The sequence below is a fragment of the Robbsia andropogonis genome, assembly GCF_034047095.1.
Classification (GTDB): Bacteria; Pseudomonadota; Gammaproteobacteria; order Burkholderiales; family Burkholderiaceae; genus Robbsia; species Robbsia andropogonis.
Genome location: NZ_CP139170.1, coordinates 1,026,352 through 1,045,682 on the forward strand (window position 1 = coordinate 1,026,352; position 19,331 = coordinate 1,045,682).

21 protein-coding genes are annotated in these 19,331 nt (G+C 63.5%); all 21 read left to right on the forward strand.

Annotated features, from left to right (window positions below):
• Nucleotides 1-5: 5 nt before the first annotated feature.
• The 21 genes from SJQ66_RS18030 (at nt 6) to sctC (ending at nt 19,309) form a co-directional block, all read left to right on the forward strand.
• Nucleotides 6-512 carry a SycD/LcrH family type III secretion system chaperone gene (locus tag SJQ66_RS18030; protein ID WP_051504298.1) on the forward strand — a complete coding sequence of 169 codons (507 nt, stop codon included), beginning with the start codon at nt 6-8 and terminating at the stop codon, nt 510-512.
• Complete coding sequence (gene sctE / locus SJQ66_RS18035; protein WP_036008450.1) at nt 509-1,795, forward strand: type III secretion system translocon subunit SseC family protein; 1,287 nt, start codon at nt 509-511, stop codon at nt 1,793-1,795. The genes SJQ66_RS18030 and sctE overlap by 4 nt, the downstream gene beginning before the upstream one ends.
• A 62-nt stretch (nt 1,796-1,857) precedes the next feature.
• Nucleotides 1,858-2,292 (forward strand): hypothetical protein, encoded by a 435-nt coding sequence (locus SJQ66_RS18040; RefSeq protein ID WP_320535127.1) that lies wholly within the window; start codon nt 1,858-1,860, stop codon nt 2,290-2,292.
• A 66-nt stretch (nt 2,293-2,358) separates the two neighbouring features.
• Nucleotides 2,359-3,774, forward strand: a complete 1,416-nt coding sequence (locus SJQ66_RS18045; protein WP_320533713.1) for an IS1182 family transposase — start codon at nt 2,359-2,361, stop codon at nt 3,772-3,774.
• Between the two features lie 159 nt (nt 3,775-3,933).
• On the forward strand, nt 3,934-4,104 hold the full coding sequence (locus SJQ66_RS18050; RefSeq protein ID WP_320535128.1) for a hypothetical protein: 171 nt from the start codon (nt 3,934-3,936) through the stop codon (nt 4,102-4,104).
• A gap of 92 nt (nt 4,105-4,196) precedes the next feature.
• Nucleotides 4,197-5,162 carry a hypothetical protein gene (locus SJQ66_RS18055; protein WP_320535129.1) on the forward strand — a complete coding sequence of 322 codons (966 nt, stop codon included), beginning with the start codon at nt 4,197-4,199 and terminating at the stop codon, nt 5,160-5,162.
• Nucleotides 5,162-5,716 carry a tetratricopeptide repeat protein gene (locus SJQ66_RS18060; protein ID WP_046151873.1) on the forward strand — a complete coding sequence of 185 codons (555 nt, stop codon included), beginning with the start codon at nt 5,162-5,164 and terminating at the stop codon, nt 5,714-5,716. Before SJQ66_RS18055 ends, SJQ66_RS18060 begins: the two co-directional genes overlap by 1 nt.
• The gene (locus SJQ66_RS18065; RefSeq protein ID WP_046151872.1) at nt 5,716-6,144 is read left to right on the forward strand and encodes an EscI/YscI/HrpB family type III secretion system inner rod protein; all 429 of its coding nucleotides are present in this window, start codon (nt 5,716-5,718) and stop codon (nt 6,142-6,144) included. Before SJQ66_RS18060 ends, SJQ66_RS18065 begins: the two co-directional genes overlap by 1 nt.
• Nucleotides 6,141-7,025, forward strand: coding sequence for a type III secretion system inner membrane ring lipoprotein SctJ (sctJ, locus tag SJQ66_RS18070; protein ID WP_024902563.1), 885 nt, complete (start codon nt 6,141-6,143; stop codon nt 7,023-7,025). The genes SJQ66_RS18065 and sctJ overlap by 4 nt, the downstream gene beginning before the upstream one ends.
• The gene (locus tag SJQ66_RS18075) at nt 7,003-7,947 is read left to right on the forward strand and encodes a hypothetical protein (protein WP_046151871.1); all 945 of its coding nucleotides are present in this window, start codon (nt 7,003-7,005) and stop codon (nt 7,945-7,947) included. The genes sctJ and SJQ66_RS18075 overlap by 23 nt, the downstream gene beginning before the upstream one ends.
• Nucleotides 7,917-8,630, forward strand: coding sequence for an HrpE/YscL family type III secretion apparatus protein (locus SJQ66_RS18080; protein ID WP_024902565.1), 714 nt, complete (start codon nt 7,917-7,919; stop codon nt 8,628-8,630). Before SJQ66_RS18075 ends, SJQ66_RS18080 begins: the two co-directional genes overlap by 31 nt.
• 6 nt (nt 8,631-8,636) lie before the next feature.
• Entirely contained in the window at nt 8,637-9,983 is a 1,347-nt protein-coding gene (gene sctN, locus SJQ66_RS18085; protein ID WP_024902566.1) for a type III secretion system ATPase SctN, read from the forward strand.
• Nucleotides 9,984-9,986: 3 nt separating this feature from the next.
• Complete coding sequence (gene sctO, locus SJQ66_RS18090) at nt 9,987-10,517, forward strand: type III secretion system stalk subunit SctO (protein WP_024902567.1); 531 nt, start codon at nt 9,987-9,989, stop codon at nt 10,515-10,517.
• 53 nt (nt 10,518-10,570) lie between these two features.
• Nucleotides 10,571-11,743: a hypothetical protein gene (locus tag SJQ66_RS18095; RefSeq protein WP_320535130.1), complete on the forward strand. Its 1,173-nt coding sequence runs from the start codon at nt 10,571-10,573 to the stop codon at nt 11,741-11,743.
• Nucleotides 11,743-13,386, forward strand: coding sequence for a hypothetical protein (locus SJQ66_RS18100; protein ID WP_024902569.1), 1,644 nt, complete (start codon nt 11,743-11,745; stop codon nt 13,384-13,386). The genes SJQ66_RS18095 and SJQ66_RS18100 overlap by 1 nt, the downstream gene beginning before the upstream one ends.
• Nucleotides 13,383-14,252 carry an EscR/YscR/HrcR family type III secretion system export apparatus protein gene (locus SJQ66_RS18105; RefSeq protein WP_320535131.1) on the forward strand — a complete coding sequence of 290 codons (870 nt, stop codon included), beginning with the start codon at nt 13,383-13,385 and terminating at the stop codon, nt 14,250-14,252. The genes SJQ66_RS18100 and SJQ66_RS18105 overlap by 4 nt, the downstream gene beginning before the upstream one ends.
• A 15-nt stretch (nt 14,253-14,267) precedes the next feature.
• Nucleotides 14,268-14,537 (forward strand): type III secretion system export apparatus subunit SctS, encoded by a 270-nt coding sequence (gene sctS / locus SJQ66_RS18110; protein ID WP_024902571.1) that lies wholly within the window; start codon nt 14,268-14,270, stop codon nt 14,535-14,537.
• Between the two features lie 46 nt (nt 14,538-14,583).
• On the forward strand, nt 14,584-15,456 hold the full coding sequence (gene sctT, locus SJQ66_RS18115) for a type III secretion system export apparatus subunit SctT (protein WP_096335532.1): 873 nt from the start codon (nt 14,584-14,586) through the stop codon (nt 15,454-15,456).
• Nucleotides 15,457-15,465: 9 nt separating this feature from the next.
• Nucleotides 15,466-16,536, forward strand: coding sequence for a type III secretion system export apparatus subunit SctU (gene sctU, locus SJQ66_RS18120; protein ID WP_036008454.1), 1,071 nt, complete (start codon nt 15,466-15,468; stop codon nt 16,534-16,536).
• Complete coding sequence (locus tag SJQ66_RS18125; RefSeq protein ID WP_024902572.1) at nt 16,533-17,099, forward strand: type III secretion system chaperone family protein; 567 nt, start codon at nt 16,533-16,535, stop codon at nt 17,097-17,099. Before sctU ends, SJQ66_RS18125 begins: the two co-directional genes overlap by 4 nt.
• A 104-nt stretch (nt 17,100-17,203) precedes the next feature.
• Nucleotides 17,204-19,309: a type III secretion system outer membrane ring subunit SctC gene (sctC, locus tag SJQ66_RS18130; protein ID WP_320535132.1), complete on the forward strand. Its 2,106-nt coding sequence runs from the start codon at nt 17,204-17,206 to the stop codon at nt 19,307-19,309.
• Nucleotides 19,310-19,331 lie beyond the last annotated feature (22 nt).

Here is a 19,331-nt window from a genome sequence, read left to right on the forward strand (position 1 = left end):
CGACCATGAACGATGCGGCCGAAGGGGTCAACGAAAGCAAGGCCACGCCGGATGTCCAGGTGGTCGGTGGCCGATGGGTGGAATGGGTCGCGCAAGGCGGTCTGACGCGTGACTTCGTCGGTATCGATGAGCGGGAAATGGAAACGGCTTATCACTACGCCACGCAGCTTTATCAACAAAAGCGCTATCAGGATGCATCGGTGCTGTTTTTGTTCCTGAGCGCGCATAACCAGTGGGAAAGCCGTTATCTGCTCGGGGCGGCCGGGTGTGCGCAGATGCTGGGCCGCTTCGAGGATGCCCTGTCTTCGTATGGCACGGCCGCCAGTCTCCAGATGTCGGACCCGATGCCGCAATTCCGCATTGCGGAATGCTTGATCGCATTGAACATGCGCGAGGAGGCCGTGGAGACATTGCGCTTTGTCATCGATCTTGCCGATGCGCCAGAGCACGTCGCGCTTCGTGCCCGCGCACGGGCGACGCGGGAGTGGTTGCTGCAGGAGGCCAGGCCATGAGTGATACAGCGTTGCCGTCGAGCGGCGCGTGGTCATCGACGAACGAGACCTACGGGGATGGCCTGGACGGTGGTAACGCCGCGAAGCCCGGTGGCGGTCGTGCGCCGGGGGAGCCGACGTCGACCACGGGCGCGCCGGCCGGCGCACCGCGCATGAACGTGGGCGTTGATCCGACGATAGATCCCCTGCGCGCGCTTCGCGATTACCTTCGTACTTCCAGCGTGTCGGGCGGCAGTGGCGACGACGATAACGGCGCACCCGCGCTGGCGCCGTCACACCTGAGCGGCAACGTCGAGGATATGGCGCTCGCGATGCATTTGATGCAAGCGAGTTTTTCCAATGCCCAGGCTGGCACGGCGCTCGCGGAGATCAAGAACAATTCGGTGAAGCTAAAGGCCAGTCAGGCCGAACAGAATGCGCACTACAAGAAGGCCGTGGAAAGCGGGCGAGAAGCGGAAGCCAAATCGGGCGGCGTGCTCGGATTTTTCAGGAAACTTTTCAAGGCGACTGCGGCGTTGGCCGGCATCGTGTTGTCGGCGATCGCCGTTGCCGCGACCGCGGGCGCCGCGGCACCCTTGCTCGCGTTCGCCGTCGCCGGTGCGATTGGCGCGACCATCAGCCTGGCCAGCGAAATCAGCCAGGCGGCGGGCGGCCCCCCGATTTCCCTGTCGGCGATGCTGACAAAAATGGGTACGGCACTTGCCCTGGCCTGTGGGGCTTCCGAAGAGGATGCGGAGAAGATCGGCAAGGTCGCGGGAAATAGCATGGGTGTCTTGCTGGCCGTGATCGACCCGTCGATATTGGGGGAACTGGCGGGGGGCATCGCTGCGCTGTCGGGCGCTAGTCCCACGGTGATGGGGATCATTACCGTGGTGGCGACGCTCGCGGCCGTCGCATTGACGATGGCGGGGACGAATGCGCTGCTCAAAGGAGTGGAAGGCGGTAACAAGCTCGTTGGTGTGCTCGCGAAAATGGCCGGCTTGAAGTACGGGTTGATGGTCACGAAAGGGGTGGCCGAGGGCGCGGGCGGCATCGTTGGTGGGACGCAGGGCATTCTGGTCGCGCGCAGCCAATTCGAGGTCGATACCGCTCGCGCCGATGCGAAGGCGGCGTCTGTACAGACCATGAAATTGCAGAAGCAGATGGACGATCTCCTGGAAGAAGTCCGCCGGTTGTTCGAGCGGGTAGAGGATAGCTATAGCGGCGCCACGCGGATGTTGGGCCGCGCATCGCAGTCGTATCAACTGCTTGCCCGCAACATGGGCGCCCGAATGGGCGCGTGAGTACAAGCGCGTAAGTTCGAATAACGCCGGGCCTGATCGAAGGCATGAGGAAGGAGAAAGTCATGGTGGACACGCAATTATCGGCTAAACGAAACGATGCCGGCGCGATCGGCAACGCTTACGCGTCGGAACGGCAAGGGGCAGCCACACGATCGGTCGAAGATATCGAAGGGTTGGTCAGCCGTCTGCGGGAGGGACTGTCCACGCTTTCCTTGACGTCGCGCTACACGCGCGACGAATTGGACACGATCTATGCGTTGGGATGGTCACATTTGTCGCGTGGGCAGGCAGACACGGCTTTGCGTCTTTTTCTGTTCCTGACGGACTACGCGCCTACCGCCCCGACCTATTTGACGGGCTTGGGCGTTTGTCTGCAGCAGTGCGATCGATATGAGGAAGCGCTGACCGTGTTTTCCTGGGTCGGCACGCTTGACGGTGAAAACGTCGAAGCCACCCTTCGCAGCGCTGAATGTCTGCTCGCGCTCAGATTGTGTTGAAAAAGTCTGTCGACGTGCGGATTGTTCGGTATTCTGGAGGACATCGATCGACGGGAGTGATTCGTCATGATGGGTCAACTGGGCAGCGAACAGGACAAACTTTTCTACTCGTTCAACCTCGACAATCACGTCCCTCGCGAACACCTGTTGAGAGGCATCGATCACTTCCTAGATTTGAGCGATCTTCGTCAGCATCTCGCGCCGTTCTACAGTCCGATGGGACGGCCATCGATTGATCCGGAGCTCATGATCCGCATGTTGATCGTCGGTTACTGTTTCGGCATTCGGTCAGAGCGCCGCCTGTGCGAAGAGGTGCATCTGAATCTTGCATATCGATGGTTCTGCCGCCTGGGTCTGGAGGACACCGTACCGGAACACTCGACATTCTCCAAGAACCGCCACGGTCGCTTCCGCGATAGCGATGTGCTACGCCATGTGTTCGAGTCGGTAGTGGGTCGATGCATGTCCGAAGGGCTTGTCAAGGGAGAAGGATTCGCGATTGACGCGAGCATCATTAGAGCCGATGCGAGCTCTGTACGCGCTGTTCCGGGTTCTGATCCCATCGACGGGGACTGCGTCAACGGCCAAAGCCGTGCAGTGCGGGAGTATCTGGAAGCATTGGAAAAAGCCAATTCGGCAAACACCGAAGTGGCAGAGAAGGAAGAGACATTGACGCCTCCAAAGAGGCTATCTCTGACGGATCCCGCCGCGAGCTGGACAGCCGCGAAGGGTGGCTTGCCGTTCTTCGCCTACTCGACCAATTATCTGATTGACCTGCAGGCGGGGATCATCGTGGACGTCGAGGCGACGCCCGCGAACCGGACGCACGAAGTGGAATCAACCAGAACGATGATTGACCGTGTTGAGCGGCGGCATGATCTCAAACCTCGACGTCTTGCAGGCGACACCGCGTATGGCTCAGCGGCGATGCTTGCCTGGATGATCCAAGAGAAGGAAATTGCACCACATGTTCCGGTCTGGGATAAAACCGCACGCAAGGACAACACATTGTCCAGCAGCGAGTTCAAATGGGATGAACTGGCCAATGAATATCGCTGCCCCACCGGGCACGCACTACGCAGTGATCGACGCAAGTTCAGAAACCCGCGCTCGCGAGTCACGAAGGCTGACACGATCATCTATAGGGCAAGCCAGTTTGACTGTGAGGGCTGTTCGATGAAGGATCGCTGCTGCCCGAATACACCATTTCGCAAGATCGCCCGCAGCATCCATGAAGCTGCGCGTGACGAAACGAGGCGTATTGCAAAGACCCCTGAATACAACCGATCTTGCCGTGAGCGAAAGAAGGTGGAAATGCTATTCGCCCATCTCAAACGCATCCTGAAACTGGACCGTCTGCGACTGCGAGGTCCGAGCGGTGCCCATGATGAGTTTCTGATGGCAGCAACTGCGCAAAATCTGCGAAGAATGGCCAAGCGGCTCATGCTAGGAAGCCAGCAGATGAACCAGGCAGTCGCATGACGGGCAACGGGCCTCGTTGCCCTGTCCAAGTTCGCCGCTTCGCCAATCCCCACAACTCGAAAACGTACTGCTGACTCCAGCGTTTCAAGACAAAACAAGACTTTTTCAACACAATCGCTCAAGGACCGGACAGAGGCGGAACGCCTGCTGGATCTCATCGTGACGGATTCGATGGTTTCTTCTGGAAAACGGACGCATGTGGCCTATCGTGCGCAAGCCTTGCTCGATGTGCTGCGACGCGGCATCGAGGGCAACGGCGCGAGTTCCGTTAGCGGGCGAAGGACCGCAAGCGCAGCGGTTGACAGCGGTCCGGTATCGGCACCGTTCTGACGGTGCGCGTGTACCCGACCGTGGAACCGGGCGCCGCTGGCGGGTTACACAGGTAATGGAATAGATGACGACAGTATTGAGGAGAAGGAACGATGGTTGACGGAATTCGCGGTGACGGGGCCGGGATTACCCAGTCCGTGGTCAACGAAGGCGCAACGAATACCGCGGGTGCGTCGTTGGCAAAGCCGGGCGCTGCCGGGGCGTTGTCGTCGCAAACGTCAACGCCGGTTACCGCCGATCATCCGGGCCTGGCGTTCGACGCAGCGGCGAAAGCGCCAGGGGCACCGATGCCGTTGCCCGCGCCGGATGCCGATGCGTTGTCGAAACCGCGAGTCGGGCAGGCAATGACCGCGATCATGGGGGGCGGCGATGACGGCGGCGCCGCAGCGGTATCCGAGATCGATATCAATCAGTTGATGTTGATGATGTTCGAAATGTCACGCAGTCTGCGTGATACCGCGATGAAGCAACGCGCGATGAGTCAGGAAGCGAATATCGCCAGCCAGTCGGCGGCGATCAACGCGATGCGGGATGCGGCGGCGCAACGCTTGGCCAGCGCCATCATTGAGGGTGTGAGCCAGTGTGCGATGGGCGCGCTGGCACTGGCTCAGGCCGCCGGCACGGCAAAAGCGTCGTTGGCGGCGGAAACCGCGAAGGTGGAGTATGCCGGTGCGAAGGAGCTGTCCAAGCAAGGTAACGCCGCTGCGCCCGGGATCGGCCCGATGCGTCCTACTCCCGCCGACGTGCGGGCGGTAGGGGCGCGGTTCGCGGAAGCGAAAGTGGCAGCCAACACACTGGCGGCCCGCAACGACGGCTACCAGAAGATGGGCGCGGCGATTGGGAAGGCGACCAGCGCCGTGACGACATCGTTTGCCGACGAGGCATCGATCACGCAGCGCCGGCATGAACTGGATGCAAGCCGGCATGATACTGCGACGAATTCCGCCGCGGAAATGGCCGGCGTGATGCGCGACCGCGCGAATGAAACATTGCAAACGCTGCGTGCGATTCACCAGTCGCTGGCGGATGCGTCCAACGCGATCACGCGCAATCTGTGATGTCCGCCCGACCCGGCACCGCGCACGTGGCCGATACCGCTCAGGGGCCTGCCGGATCCCTTCTCGACAGCGGCGAAATCAATCTGCTGAACCGCCTGGGATACCTGGCGGCGGAGCGGGGTGATCTGAAGCATGCCGAACCGATCCTGGCCGGTGTCATCGCCATGCGGCCGAATCGCGCCGCGGGCCATATCGGCCTAGCGTTCGCGGCCATGAGCGCGGGTCAGGGGTCGCGCGCGATAGCGGTGTTCGAAAACCTCCGGCCGCCGGTGCCCTCGCTGTCGGCGCTCTGGCGGCGCACGGCGGCCCCCGACGACACCGCGGCGGATGCGCCCGACCGTTTTGCGCCCCATGAGCGCGTGGCGCTTGACGTGCATCACGCGGTGATGCTGCACGCGGTAGGTCGCCAGGCCGAAGGCGAGCAGATCGTGTCGGCCATCCAATGGGATAACGTGCCGGCACAGGATGCCGATGGCCAGCCGCTCGATCCGGCGTTACGACGACTCGCCGATGTCTTGACGAATAAGACAACTGCAAACGCAAGGAGCAGGTGATGTTGGAGGCACTGGCACAAAACGCGGCGGGCATACCCGCTGGCGCTGGATCGGGTGGCGGCGTGCGCGGCGCGGCCGATCCCGCCGCAGTCGCGCGTTTCAACGCGGCACTGCAAGGCGAACCGCTCCCCAGGAGTATCAGCGACGGTGCGTTGCAGGCGGACGGGCAGCCGGTGCCCGCCCTTGTGGCACCAACCTCCTCGACCACCGCATCCCGTTTTGCCAACGACGTGAAAGGCGCGCTGCGAGGTGTGTCGCAATCGTGGCATGAGGTCATGCATAACGTCGCGGCGACCGATGACATGTCATTGGCCACCTTGACGCGCCTGCAGATGACCACGCTCGGCGCGACGTTTCAGATCGACCTTGCGACGAAGTTGATCTCGAAGCCCCCTCAAATTATCGATCAGTTGGTAAAGACACAATGATGCGCGCCGGATGCATGGGGGCGGTGCTGCTGTGCCTGTTGCTGGCGGCCTGCAACTCGCGGGTGGAGTTGATGTCGACGGTCCCGGAGGACGAGGCGAACGACATCATGTCGACGCTGCTAAGCGACGGTGTCCAGGTTACCAAGACGGTAGTCAAGGGTGGTTCATCCTTGTCCGTGCCGAGCGATCAGGTCGCCGTCGCGCTGGAAGTGATGCGCGCGCATGGGTTGCCGCGCGAGCGTTTCACGGGTATCGGTAATGTCTTCCGCAAGGAAGGGCTGGTGTCCTCGGCGCTCGAGGAGCGCGCGCGATACGTTTTCGCGCTGTCGCAGGAGCTGGGGCAGACGCTGTCTCAGATCGATGGTGTCGTCTCCGCGCGCGTGCATGTGGTATTGCCGGAACGTGGCGGCATCAACGAGGTCGCCACGCAGGCAAGCGCGTCGGTTTTTATCAAGCACAAGGCGGGCGTCAGCCTGGATGCGCTGATGCCACAGATCCGGACCATGGTCGCCAACGGTATTCCGGGTCTGAGCGTGGCCCGGGTGACCGTGTTCATGGTGCCGGCGCAAGCGGTGCCCCATGGGGACGCGGTGCCGTGGGTACGTGTGGCCGGTTGGCATGTCGCGCCGAATTCGGTGTCGGGATTGCGCATCGTGATCGGCGTGACCTGCGCCCTGGCGCTGGCGATGGCCGCCGGTCTGGCCGGAATGGGCTGGTGGACATGGCGGATGCGCGCATCGTTGCGTGACGCTATCGCGGCGTCGGGCGCGAGCTCGCCGCCTGCTGCAAAAAGTCCCGGCCTGATGGCAGTGCCAGGCGGACAGGCTGCCGTTGGGCCTGGCACTGAGGAAGCGGGTGATGAACGTGCCAACCCCCGTTGACCCGGAGAACCGGTGGCAGTTGCCCGCGCCGCTGGCCGAGCGCCTGGATGACTTCACGCGCTGGCCGTCGCGGAACCTGCACGCCAGTCGCCAGGAACCGTCGGACCGGGAGACGCTGACGCGTCTGAGCGCGTTTGGCCCCTCGGCGGCGGTGTACTGGCACCGCGTGAAGTCCGAGGCCTTGTCCGCGACGCATGGTCTTGACGATCTGCCAGTGCCGGCATTGCCTGCCGCATTGGCGCGCGTGGTGCTGCTGGATGCAAACGAGTTAACCGCGCTGGCCAGCTTGTGTGGCGTTACGTTGCAGGCACCGTGGGTCCGCTCGGCAATCCGGCGTGAAGAGGTGGCGCAATGGCGCGAGGCGCTTGGCGATTCGCTCTACACGTTCGCGCTGCGGCAGGCGCATCGCTTCCACCCCCTTGCATGCATGACGCCGCACATGCTTGCCATGGAAGCGGGTGAAGCGTTTGCCGATACGTTGCTGGCCGGCCCCGCCATGACGAGCGAACCCGCGCCGGTACAGACACGCGCCGCGCTGCCCCAGGGCGCCGTTCTCCTCCCCGGTGCCTTCGATCGCGATCATCTCAGCGTACTTGGCACGCCGCGGATGCGGCAGACGGTCGATGCCATCGGCTGGCGGGTGCTGGCCACCCTCGCGCTGCGCACGCCGGATGCAATCGGTCGACGCCTTGCCTTGAAGCTGCCCGTCGACGCGATTGCGGCGGTGGTGCCGGATCGCTTTCCCGGGTCGCCGCTTTTGGCCGCGGGACAGGTGCGCGCGGCGGCCTCGCTGCGCCCCACCGTTTTGCCGGCCGCACCGGCACTGACCGCCTTCGCCGACACGGACTTGCTGACGTTTGTCGCCTCTTTGACCACCTGCCTGGATGCGCCATGGCTTTCCACATTCGACACGTTGCCGTGACCCCGCAGCAGGCCAGTGTTCACCTCACGCCCGGAACGCGGGTGGTGAAGGCGTCCGCATCCGCGGCATACGTCGCCGCCGACCGGCTGCTGGCAGAGGCAACACGAAAGGCACAAGCGATCATCGACGACGCCCAGCGCGCCCATGACGAAGAAAGTGCCCGAGGCTATGCAGAAGGGCGCGAGACGGCGCAACTGGAGCAAGCGGAGCGCATGATCGAGAACGTTGGTCGCGCGATCGACTATTTCGCGCGGGTCGAACGCGACGCGGTGGATCTGGTGATGTCCGCCGTCACGCGCATCATCGATGATTTCGACGACCTCGCAAAGGTGACGATGGTCGTGCGCTCGGCGCTTGCCGCCGTGCGCAATCAGAAGCAGGTGCTGTTGCGCGTCCATCCGGAGCAAGCCGCGTCCGTGCGCTCGCGTCTCGATACCATTTTGTCGGGTTTTCCATCGGTCGGTTTTGTCGATGTGGTGGCCGATGGCCGGCTTGGACATCACGCCTGCATCCTGGAAACCGATATCGGCATGGTGGATACCAGCCTTGATGGTCAACTCACGGCAATCCGCAACGCGCTTGGCGCCGTTCTAGGGGAACGTTCGGAGCGGGACGGTCACGCGCGACCCGCGAGGCGTCTTACGCGCGGCGAAGACGTACATGCCCGTGGCTCGGAGGATTGACGCGCCATGCGCACATTCGACTACATCACCGACATGATGCAGGCCGCGCTGCAGGATGCGCGGACCGTTGAGGTCAAGGGGCGTGTCACGCAGGTGACCGGCACGATCATTCGCGCGGTGGTGCCCCGCGTGCGCGTAGGCGAACTCTGTATCCTGCGCGACCCGGACGGCCGTTTCGAGATGCGCGCCGAGGTGGTGGGTTTTGTCCGCGACGCGGCCTTGCTGACGCCGCTCGGCGACATGTATGGCCTGTCCGCGGGCACGGAAGTGCTGCCCACCGGACAGTCGCATCGCGTGCCGGTGGGCGACGAATTGCTCGGCCGCGTATTGGACGGCCTGGGACGTCCGCTGGACAACCTGGGCGAGACCGATAAGAACGGCGCGCCCAAGCCGTTGCGCACCGGCATGTACTACCCCGTGTTCGCCGAAGCGCCGGACCCCCTGACACGCCGCATCATCGATCGGCCTTTGGCGCTCGGTATCCGAGCGCTGGATGGCCTGATGACCTGCGGCGAGGGGCAGCGGCTCGGTGTATTCGCCGCGGCGGGCGGCGGTAAGTCGACGCTGCTAGGCATGCTTGTCAAGCACGCGGACGTCGATGTGACGGTGGTGGCCCTGATCGGCGAGCGCGGGCGCGAGGTTCGGGAATTCATCGAGCGCGAACTCGGACCCGAGGGGCGCCGACGCGCGGTGATCGTGTGCGCCACGAGCGACCGCTCGTCGATGGAACGCGCCAAGGCCGCCTATGTCGCCACGGCGATCGCCGAATATTTTCGCGACCAGGGCAAGCGCGTGCTGTTCCTGATGGACTCGGTGACGCGTTTCGCGCGCGCGCAGCGTGAGATCGGCCTGGCCGCCGGAGAACCGCCTACACGGCGCGGTTATCCGCCGTCGGTATTCGCCACGCTGCCCAAGCTGATGGAGCGGGTGGGAACGAACGACAAGGGTTCGATCACGGCGTTGTACACGGTGCTTGTGGAAGGCGACGACATGACGGAACCGATCGCGGACGAAACGCGTTCGATCCTGGACGGGCACATCGTGCTGTCGCGCGCGCTTGCGGCGACGAACCATTATCCAGCGATCGATGTGCTTGCGTCCACGAGCCGCGTGATGAATGCCGTCACGTCCCCGGAGCATCGCGCGGCGGCCGCGCGCGTCCGTGAGCTGATGGCGAAATACGACGACGTCGCGTTGCTGCTGAAGATCGGCGAATACCAGCGCGGCGGCGATCCCGTTACGGATGAGGCGATTGCAAAGCGGGACGCGATCGTCCGGTTTCTGCGGCAAGGGGTGCATGAGCACAGCACCTTCGAGGAGACGCTGGGGCAGTTGATCGCATTGGCGCGCTGAACGATGGAACTGATCGACGAGTTGTTGAAGATAAAGGAACTACGCGAGTCGCGTGCGCAACTCGCGTTGACGCGCGAGCAATGGGCATTCGCGAAGACACGGCAGGAGCGGGACGATGCGCTGCAGACCTGGGAAGCGCAGTGCGATGAGGCACGCGAACGCGAGACCACCTTGTTCGGCGCGATGATGGGCGCATTGCGACGCGTCCGGGAAATCGAGGACACCCGCTGGGAAGTCCAGTCGATGCGGCAGGAGTCGGACCGACTCGGCGACCTGGCGAGCCAGGCCGAGCTTGCATTGACGCAGGCGCAAGCGCGGCTCGATGAGGTCAGGAACACCGCACGCCGCGCCGAGCGCGCCAAACAGAAGTTTGTCGACCTGGCACTGCGATACACCCATATTGCGGCGCGCGAGGCGCAACGGGTGGAGGACCTAGAAATGGAGGAGGTCGCCGCGCAAGGCAAGGCCGGGGCGGATCGCGCGGACCAGGAAGCACGGGAAGAATGGAACGCCGACCACCCTCCGGGTGACTGAGCGGCAAGAAAACCGCAGTGCTCACCCGGTAAGCTGGTTAAGGAAAGCATGTGATGACAACAACGCGAATCACCGGTGGCGATGCCGCCTACGATACGACGCGCGCGGGGCGGGATCGGGTAGCGGGGGGCGCGCGCGGCGCATCGGCGCAGGTCAAGGCGGGGGTGGGCGGTGACCGGGGGCGGAACGGCGCGCATGGCGATACGCGTGACACCGTGACGCAGGCACGCGCTTTCGCGGCGGCATTATCGCGTCATGCTCCAGAGAAGTCGGTCTCACCTTCACCGCGACGGCCTGAACCATCATCGACCGGGTCTTTATACGGACGCACGGATGTGCGTGATGGTGTGCAATCGCGCCATGCGTCATTCCATGGCATGTCCGACGCCGATCGACAGGCTAGCTGGTCGGACGAACATCGCTCGTCCGGCAACGAGGCGGACGCGTCGCCCCGGTATCCGTCAAGTAATGCTGCGGCGGAGGTCATTGCCGATGGCAATGAAGCGGACGATGTGGCAAACGCACGGTTGCAGGCCGACGGTGACGTCGAACGCGATGTTGGCGACGAACGTGGCGGCCTCGGGGAAGAAGAGGGGGAATCCGTCGGCAACCGCGAGGGCCTGGCCGGGCATGGCATGTTGTCGACATCACATGCCGGTTCCCCGCCGCCAAACGCGCGACGTGGCGATGGCGAGTTCGCGGGCGGCGAACGTGACGGCGAGGGAGGGGAGGCGAGCGACGGGATGGCACGGCACGCCCAGGATGCCGTGTTGGCGGCACTGACGCGATCCGGAGCAGGCGCGTTGCAGGGCGCGGTGACGACGTCCCTTCCAACACGCGGGCAGGTGTACGCGTCGCCGCTTATCCCGGAGCTGGGGCCGACCAGCGCGGAGATGGCCAAGGCCTTGTTACGCGAGATGGTGGATGCGATCGACGCGTTGCGGGTCGATGAAGAAGCAGGGCGCGGCGTGGAGATGGATATCGCGGTGCCGGGAACGCGCGGCGTCACCGTTCGCGTCGAGGAGTACGAGGGGTGTCTGCAGACCACGCTGTCCTGCCGCGAGGCGAACGACGTGGCACGGCTGCAATGCGGTATCCAGACGCTCGCCGATCACCTTGCCACGCGTTTCACCCGCGCTGCCCGGGTTCGGATTAGGACAGCAGAAGGCGAGTCTGAAAGCGTGGCTGAGGCATTCGCACCGTCGCCGGGCGGGGAGTCGGTTTGATGGGGGATTTGCCACCACCAGTCCAGCATGAACCCACGCTGACATCGTCGGCGTTTTCACCCACGCTACAGGTTCCGGGCGAGGTCGTGCCGGCGATGTCGCCACCGCTTGCCACGGGGCGCGCACGGCCGGCGCGCGTGGCATTACGTCGCCTGTCCGCGGACGTGGCGCAGTCGTTGACGTTGCTCAGCCATCGCGGCATCGACTGCTTGATCGACATGAAGGCCGGCGCGACGCCGCGTGGCTGGCGGCTCAGCCTGTCCACGGGCGTGGCGCAACCGCTGCGCGATGCGTGCGATCGCGAGGCCGTCATCGATTGGTCCGGCGCGCGCATGCGCTTGTTGTATCGCAATGCGGCGACGTTGTCCTGGCTTGCGGCCCGTCTGAATATCGATGGCGATATGCCGCTTGATGATGCTTCGGCACGGTCGCTGCGTGGCGCCGCATTGGACGATTTGATCGGCCGCCTGGCGCTGACCGGACTAGGCATGCCGCATATCGTGCACGACCGGGCGCTGTCCGCCAGCGCACGTGGCACTGCGTCCGGGGCGTTTTCCTTTGTCGTGTTGCTGCAGGCCTTGGATGCCGCCAAGCCAACGATTCTCGCCGCGCTGGAGGCCGACGCGTTCGGCGTGAACGTGTTGGCGGCCTTGCTGCAAAACCGTCCCGAGCGGCCGCGTGGTAGCGCGCGGGACGACACGTTGCCGCATGTGCATACGACAGCAGGCGAGGACATGGTGCCGCCATGTCCGGTGCATGTATCCATGCCGATCGTCGTGCGGGCCATCCTGCCGCCCGCGTACTTGACGCTCGCCGAACTACGCGCGCTGGCGGTGGGCGACATCGTGTTGCTGGGTGTGCCATGGACCGCCAGGCCGCATACGTCTGGAGAGGGGCACGCGCCGTCTGCCGCGCCGGGGGGGCAACACGGCCTGCGCGCGGTTGGCGTTGAAGCAATCGACGACGCGGCAATGCCTGTCTTTATCGAAATTGCCGGCCGGGTGTACTGGCGCGTTGTGGCGAAAGGCGGAACGGGGGCGGCGGCGGACGGCTGGTGCGTACGCTTGATCAATCGGGAGCGCGGTGTGGTGGACGACGGGATGAATGACACGAATGGCGGCGGGAGTCGGATGGACGGATCCCCGGTAAGCGGCAATCTCGACGGCCGCGATGGTGCGTCGTGGACGGATCATGTCGCCGTGCGCGTATCGTTTGAACTCGGTGGGAAAACGGTCCCGCTCGCGGAACTGCGGCAGTGGCGCGAAGGCGGCATCCTGACGTTCCAACCGTCATTCGTGCCGCAGGCAAACGCTACTGCCTCCGCTGGGAGGGCGGCCCGGCGCGACGAAGACGATGAGGCGGACCTGGATATCGACGACGACATCGAGGCCGCGCTGGAGCGGCACGACACACATGAGATGGGCGAATCGGCGGACAGTATCGCGCCGGATGCCCCGCCGTTGGTGCGGGTGCGCATTCGTGTCAACGGCGCGCCCGTGGGCGTGGGTGAACTCGTGGAGATCGACGGTCAACTGGGCGTGTCGATCATGACCTTGTTCGCGGACGGGGCGTATTCGCGGACGCACCCGGAAGAAGAAAAGGCGGATGAGACCGGCGGCGTTGAAGCGGATGGATCGCGGTGAGCAATCTCGATCCCATCGCACTGGCAGTGATCCTGGCGTCGCTGACCTTGGTACCCACGTTGGCGGTGGTATCCACTTCCTTTCTGAAAATCTCGGTGGTGATGCTTCTGGTCCGCAACGCATTGGGTGTGCAGCAGGCGCCACCGAACGTCGCCATCTATGGCATGGCATTGATCCTGTCGGCCTATGTCATGGCGCCGGTTGGCGCGCGCATTTACGATGCGGTCATGACGACATTGCCGGCGGGGACGGTCACCGCGTTCGGTCCGGCGGCGCCGGCCGGCATGGGCGCCAATGTCACCGATCCTCGCAACGTCGATGCGAATGGCGGTAGCGCACCGTCGATGTCGGCGCCGCCGCAGACCGTGAACGGCTATGGTGCCGCGAGCCCGCAACTCGGCCGCCAGGGCGGGGCGCAAGGCATGGCACCCGGTGTGTCGCGTCAGGCGACCTCGTCGCAGGGCACGGGCATATCGCTGGATGGTCTGATGCGGGCAGTGGCGGCCGGCGGCGCGCCGTTCAAGGCTTTTCTCATTCACAACAGTCGGCCGGAACATCGCACGTTTTTTGTCGATACCGCGCGCCGGATGTGGACCGGTACGATGGCGGCCGATGTTGCCGAGGATGATTTGCTGGTCCTGATTCCCGCCTTCGTTCTGTCCGAGATGGATGCGGCGTTCAAGATGGGTTTCCTCCTTTACTTGCCGTTCGTGCTGATCGACCTCATCGTCTCCAACGTGCTGCTGGCGATGGGCATGATGATGGTGTCGCCGGTCACGATTTCCCTGCCATTGAAGCTCTTTCTGTTCGTGATGGTGAACGGTTGGACCCGGTTGATCCAGGGCCTGGTTCTTTCGTACTTATAGGCGCCGGGGCACATCATGCAGACCGTGGACCTGGTTGGATACCTGAAGCAGGCGATGATGCTGACGCTCTGGTTGTCGCTGCCGCCCATCGCGGTGGCGGCTGTCGTCGGTACCCTGTTCTCCTTATTTCAGGCATTGACGCAGATCCAGGAGCAGACGCTGTCGTTCGCGGTCAAGTTGATTGCCGTGATCGCCACGCTCATGCTGTTGGGCGGATGGATCGGCACGGAGCTATACAACTTCACCGTGGTGTTGTTCGAGCAGTTCGGCGATATCGTGCGATGAAGCGGCGTGGCGACGTGGTGCGCGCCGGGGGCGGTCGGAGGCTGCAATGTCGACAGCGATAGCCGGTTTCGACACGGTCGCCTTCGAGGGGCTGCTGCGCATGATGTGGGCCTGGCTCGCCACGCAACCGCGAATGCTGGCGATGTTCACCGTGGTGCCGCTTTTCGGAAAGCAGGCGATTCCGATGACGATGCGCATGGCGATATCCGCGGCCTTCGGCTTCGTCGCGATGCCGGTATTGCTGGCCGGGGCGGCGGACGGATCAAAGGCACCCCCCGGGCTCGATGGCGTGGCGTTTCTGTTGTCCGGTGCCGTGGGCGTGTCCACGGGCGACGTCGCCGGCTTTGTCGTCTGGGTCTTCAAGGAGGCATTCATCGGGCTGGTGCTGGGCTATGCGTTTTCGGTGCCGTTCTGGATTCTGGAGGGCGTGGGGTTTTTCATCGACAACCAACGCGGTGCCGGGCTGGGCGCGACATTGGATCCGTTGACCGGCAACGACTCCTCGCCGCTCGGTCAACTTTTCCTGCAGGCCTTCGTCGTCTTCTTTGTCATTGCCAATGGGCCGCAAATGATGCTGACTTGTATCTACGACAGTTTTCATTTGTGGCCACCGGCGTCGTGGTATCCGTCCCTACGCGGCGACAGCGTGCCGGCGATGCTGGATATGCTGAGCAATCTCGTGCGCACGGCAATCCTGCTTGCCTCGCCGGTGATGATCGTGATGTTCATGACCGAGGTGGGCATTGCGCTGATCAGCCGGTTCGTCCCGCAGCTACAGGTGTTTTTCATCGCCATGCCGGTCAAGAGCGCGGTCGCCTTTTTCGTCCTCGTGCTGTACATCGGCACGTTGATGCAGCAACTCGAAGGGGTGCTGACGGAACTGGGTGGCCTGCTGCGGTTCCTCAACGCGCAATGGTGAGGAAAAAGCATGAGCAGCGAAAAAACGGAACAGCCCACGCAAAAGAAACTCAGGGATGCCAGAAGGAAAGGCGATGTGCCGAAGAGCAAGGATTTCACGCAGACCTTGCTGATCCTGTCGTTGTTCGGTTACTTGATCGGACGGGGAAAGGCGATGTACGAATCCCTTACCGGCTTGATCCTGGTGCCGCCGACGCTGATGGACATGCCGTTCGATTCGGCCGTTTCGGCGTTTACGCATATGGCGGCGAAGGAGGTGGCGATGATCGTCGCGCCCTTTCTCGTGATCGTGCTGGCAGTGGGCATTTTCGGGGAGATGATCCAGTCCGGCGTACTCCTTGCGTTCGAGAAACTGAAGCCCAGCGGGAAGAAGCTCAATGCACTGACGAACCTGAAGCAAATTTTCTCGAAAAAGAACTTCGTCGAGTTCCTGAAATCGACGCTGAAGATCGTTTTCCTGTCGGTGCTGGTCTACAAGGTGCTGATGAATGCATTGCCGCAATTGTTCACATTGCCGCGTGCAGGATTGGAAGGGGTGTTCAGTGCGATCAGTACGCTGATGCTGACGTTGCTGATCAACGTGGCGCTGGCCTATCTCGTCATCGGTCTGGCGGATCTGGCCTGGCAACGTTTCCAGCATCGCACCCAGTTGAAGATGAGCAAGGACGAGGTCAAGCGCGAATACAAGGAGATGGAAGGAGACCCGCATGTGAAGGGTATGCGCCGTCGCCTGCAGCGCGAGATGGCCACGGAAGGCTCCGTCAAGCGTGCGCGCAATGCCACGGTCGTCGTGACCAATCCCACGCACGTGGCCATCGCGCTGTACTACAAGCAAGACGATCCGGACTCGCCATTGCCTTTGGTCCTGGCAAAAGGAGAGGGCGCGGTGGCGGAAGCAATGATCCGCGAGGCCCGGGACGCGGGCGTACCGATCGTACAGAACATTCCGCTTGCACGCGGCATGCTCGCGGACGCCACGGTGGATGAATACATTCCCGAAGTCTTCCTGGAGCCGGTGGCGGAAGTGCTGCGTTTCGTGCGGGAAATGTTGGGGCCGGACGACAGGGGAGACGGATCATGAAACAGGACGGCGAGGCTGCCGCGCGGCGGCTGATCGATGCCTATCTGCTGCGCCGCGGACTGCCCGGTGAGGTGCGTGCGGCGCAGGGCGCGTCGAAGACGCGGGTCGTCGTGTTCGATCAGCGGTATCGCGTTGAAATGATCCCGTGCCGGGAAGGCAGCGTGTTGCTTCGTGGACGCTTGACGCTGCTGCCTTCTCCTGGGACGCAGCGTGACGCGGTGTTGTTGCGGCTGGGCCGCCTGGCATTGTGGTCGGCGAACCGGTATCGCGCATATTGTGTCGTGGACGCGGCGGCACGTGCGGCATGGCTGCAGCGCGTCGTGGACATGGCGGAGCAAAGTGGTACGTCAACCGGCGTCCATGTCGACACGTCCTACGGTCCGTCGCGGCGGGAGGCGCTTCGGACGCCGCACGTCGGCCAGGATGACCTGGATGTCTTCGCTCGCACGCTAGGTGACTTCGTCAATGGATTCGCTGCGTGGCGCACGCTTCTGGCGCGTGCCGAGCGGATCAATGCCGTGCAGGCCCCTGCACGGATGCCCGTTTTTTTCATACCCGCGTGATGGCGTCGGCAATCGTCGCGCGTCATTATGCCGTTGCGTCTTGCGAGGCAAACGCGGATGCAGATCGTTTCATCTTCTGGCCCTCCCCCACTTCCAAGTCCGTCATGCGCCTTTCAAAGCAGTCTGCCTCTCTCGTCGGGCACGCCCACGCCGCCCCGGTTCCGGTGTATCGCCTGCGGTCCGTCGTCATCGCTTTTGCATTGGCGGCAGTCTGTGCAACGGGCATCGATAGTGCTGCGGCGGCGCCGCGCTGGGACGATGCACCGTTCACGTATTACGCGAACAATGCGCCCGTGACAAAAGTCCTGCAGGACTTTGCGCGCAATTTCAGCCTCCAGCTCGATCTCGACGGCGTCGCATCGGCCCGCGCTGATTCACGCCTTGGTGCACGGGTAAACGGCCGCTTCAACAGTGCGAATCCCACCGCCTTTCTCGATCAGATGGGAAGCGTCTACGGTTTCTCATGGTTCAGCTATGCGGGCGTGCTGTACATCAGCGGTGCATCCGATGTCAGCACCCGCGTGGTGGATGCGCGTGGCGGGAGCATCGGCGGCCTGCGCAGCGCGTTGTACACGCTCGGGGTACTCGACCCCCGGTTCGGATGGGGGGAGATGCCGGAGCGGGGGGTTGCGCTGGTGTCCGGACCGCGACGTTATGTCGAGCTGGTCGAGCGGCTGGTCGCGCAATTGCCGAGTGCTGCGGGCGCGCAGGAAGTGCGGGTGTTCCGGCTCAAGCATGCATCGGTGCTTGATCGGACGATTCAATACCGGGACCGGCAGATTGTCACGCCCGGATTGGCCACCACGCTCCGTGCGCTGATCGAAGGGGACGGCAGCGGCAACGGCGGGGGGCGTGGCAGCAACGAGGTCATGTCGGCATTGACCGCACCCTTGCGGGCGAATCCGCCTTCGTTTCAAGCGCCGAATCTACCGCCATCGTATTCACCGTTGCAGGGCGGCGGCACTGGATATCCCTCATTGACGGGCGTGGCGGGCGGCATGCCACCACTGCCGCCGATGGGGTTGTCGGCCGGTGCCAGCGTCTCGCCACCGAACGGTCTGGGCCAGGCGCTGGCGGCGGGGGGGGCCGGAAACGGCAATGCCGTTGCGGCAGGCACTGCCGGCGGTGAGATGGCGCTCCAGGCCAACCTGCCGCGCACGATTCAACCTTCGATTCGCGCCGATGCCCGGTTGAACGCCATCATCGTTCAGGACGTACCGGACCGGATGCCGATCTATCAAAAGCTGATCGACGAACTGGATGTTCCCACCGCCATCGTGCAGATCGAGGCCGAGATCGTTGATGTCAGTAAAAACCGCGTGCAGGAACTGGGAATCAACTGGAGCGCACGCACGGGCAATGTCGGCATCGGTTTAGGGAGCACCACGGCGACCGCGGCAGCCAGGGGCGGCGCATTGTTGGGCGCAACCGCCGGCGCCAGCGGCGTGTTGTCATTGGTCGGCAATGCAGGCAACGCCTTCGCATCCCGGTTGACCCTGCTGGAGGCGGATGGTGACGCACGCGTGCTGGCCAGTCCGTCGATCTTGACACTCGACAACCTTGGCGCCGTCATGGATCTGTCCGACACCGTCTATATCAGAACGACCGGCCGGGACGTGGCAACGGTCACGCCCGTCAGCGTGGGGACGACGTTGAATGTGACGCCGCGGTATGTGGCAAATGCGCCGTTGGGTGAAATCGAGTTGACGGTAGACATCGAGGACGGCACGATTCTGGAGCTGGATGACAGCGGCCTGCCGCGCATACGCAAGACCACGATCGGGACACAGACACGCCTTTCCGAAAATGAAGCGCTGGTGATCGCGGGGTATAACAGCAGCAATGAGCGGCTGGCGTTGCAGCGTACCCCCTGGCTGAGCAAGATTCCGCTGCTGGGCGCCTTGTTTCGCAGCCGCCAGACCAACTCCGCCAATACCGAGCGGATCTTCATCATTCGGCCGCGGATGATCAGTATTCCCGATGGCCCGGCCTATCGTCCAAACGGCAATCCCGTGCCGAACGGCGCGACGAGTGGCGTAATACCAACGCCAACGCCAACGCCAACGCCGGCTCTGGATGGGATGACCTCGATCGACCGGGGCAGGACTCCGCCCGGTAGTACCGTCAGCCGTGATGCATTGGGGATCACTACGATCACCACGCCGCTACTGCAGCCTCCTGGCGTTTCAACAGTGCCGGATCGCCCCTAGCCAAAAAAAAACCAGCCTCCGT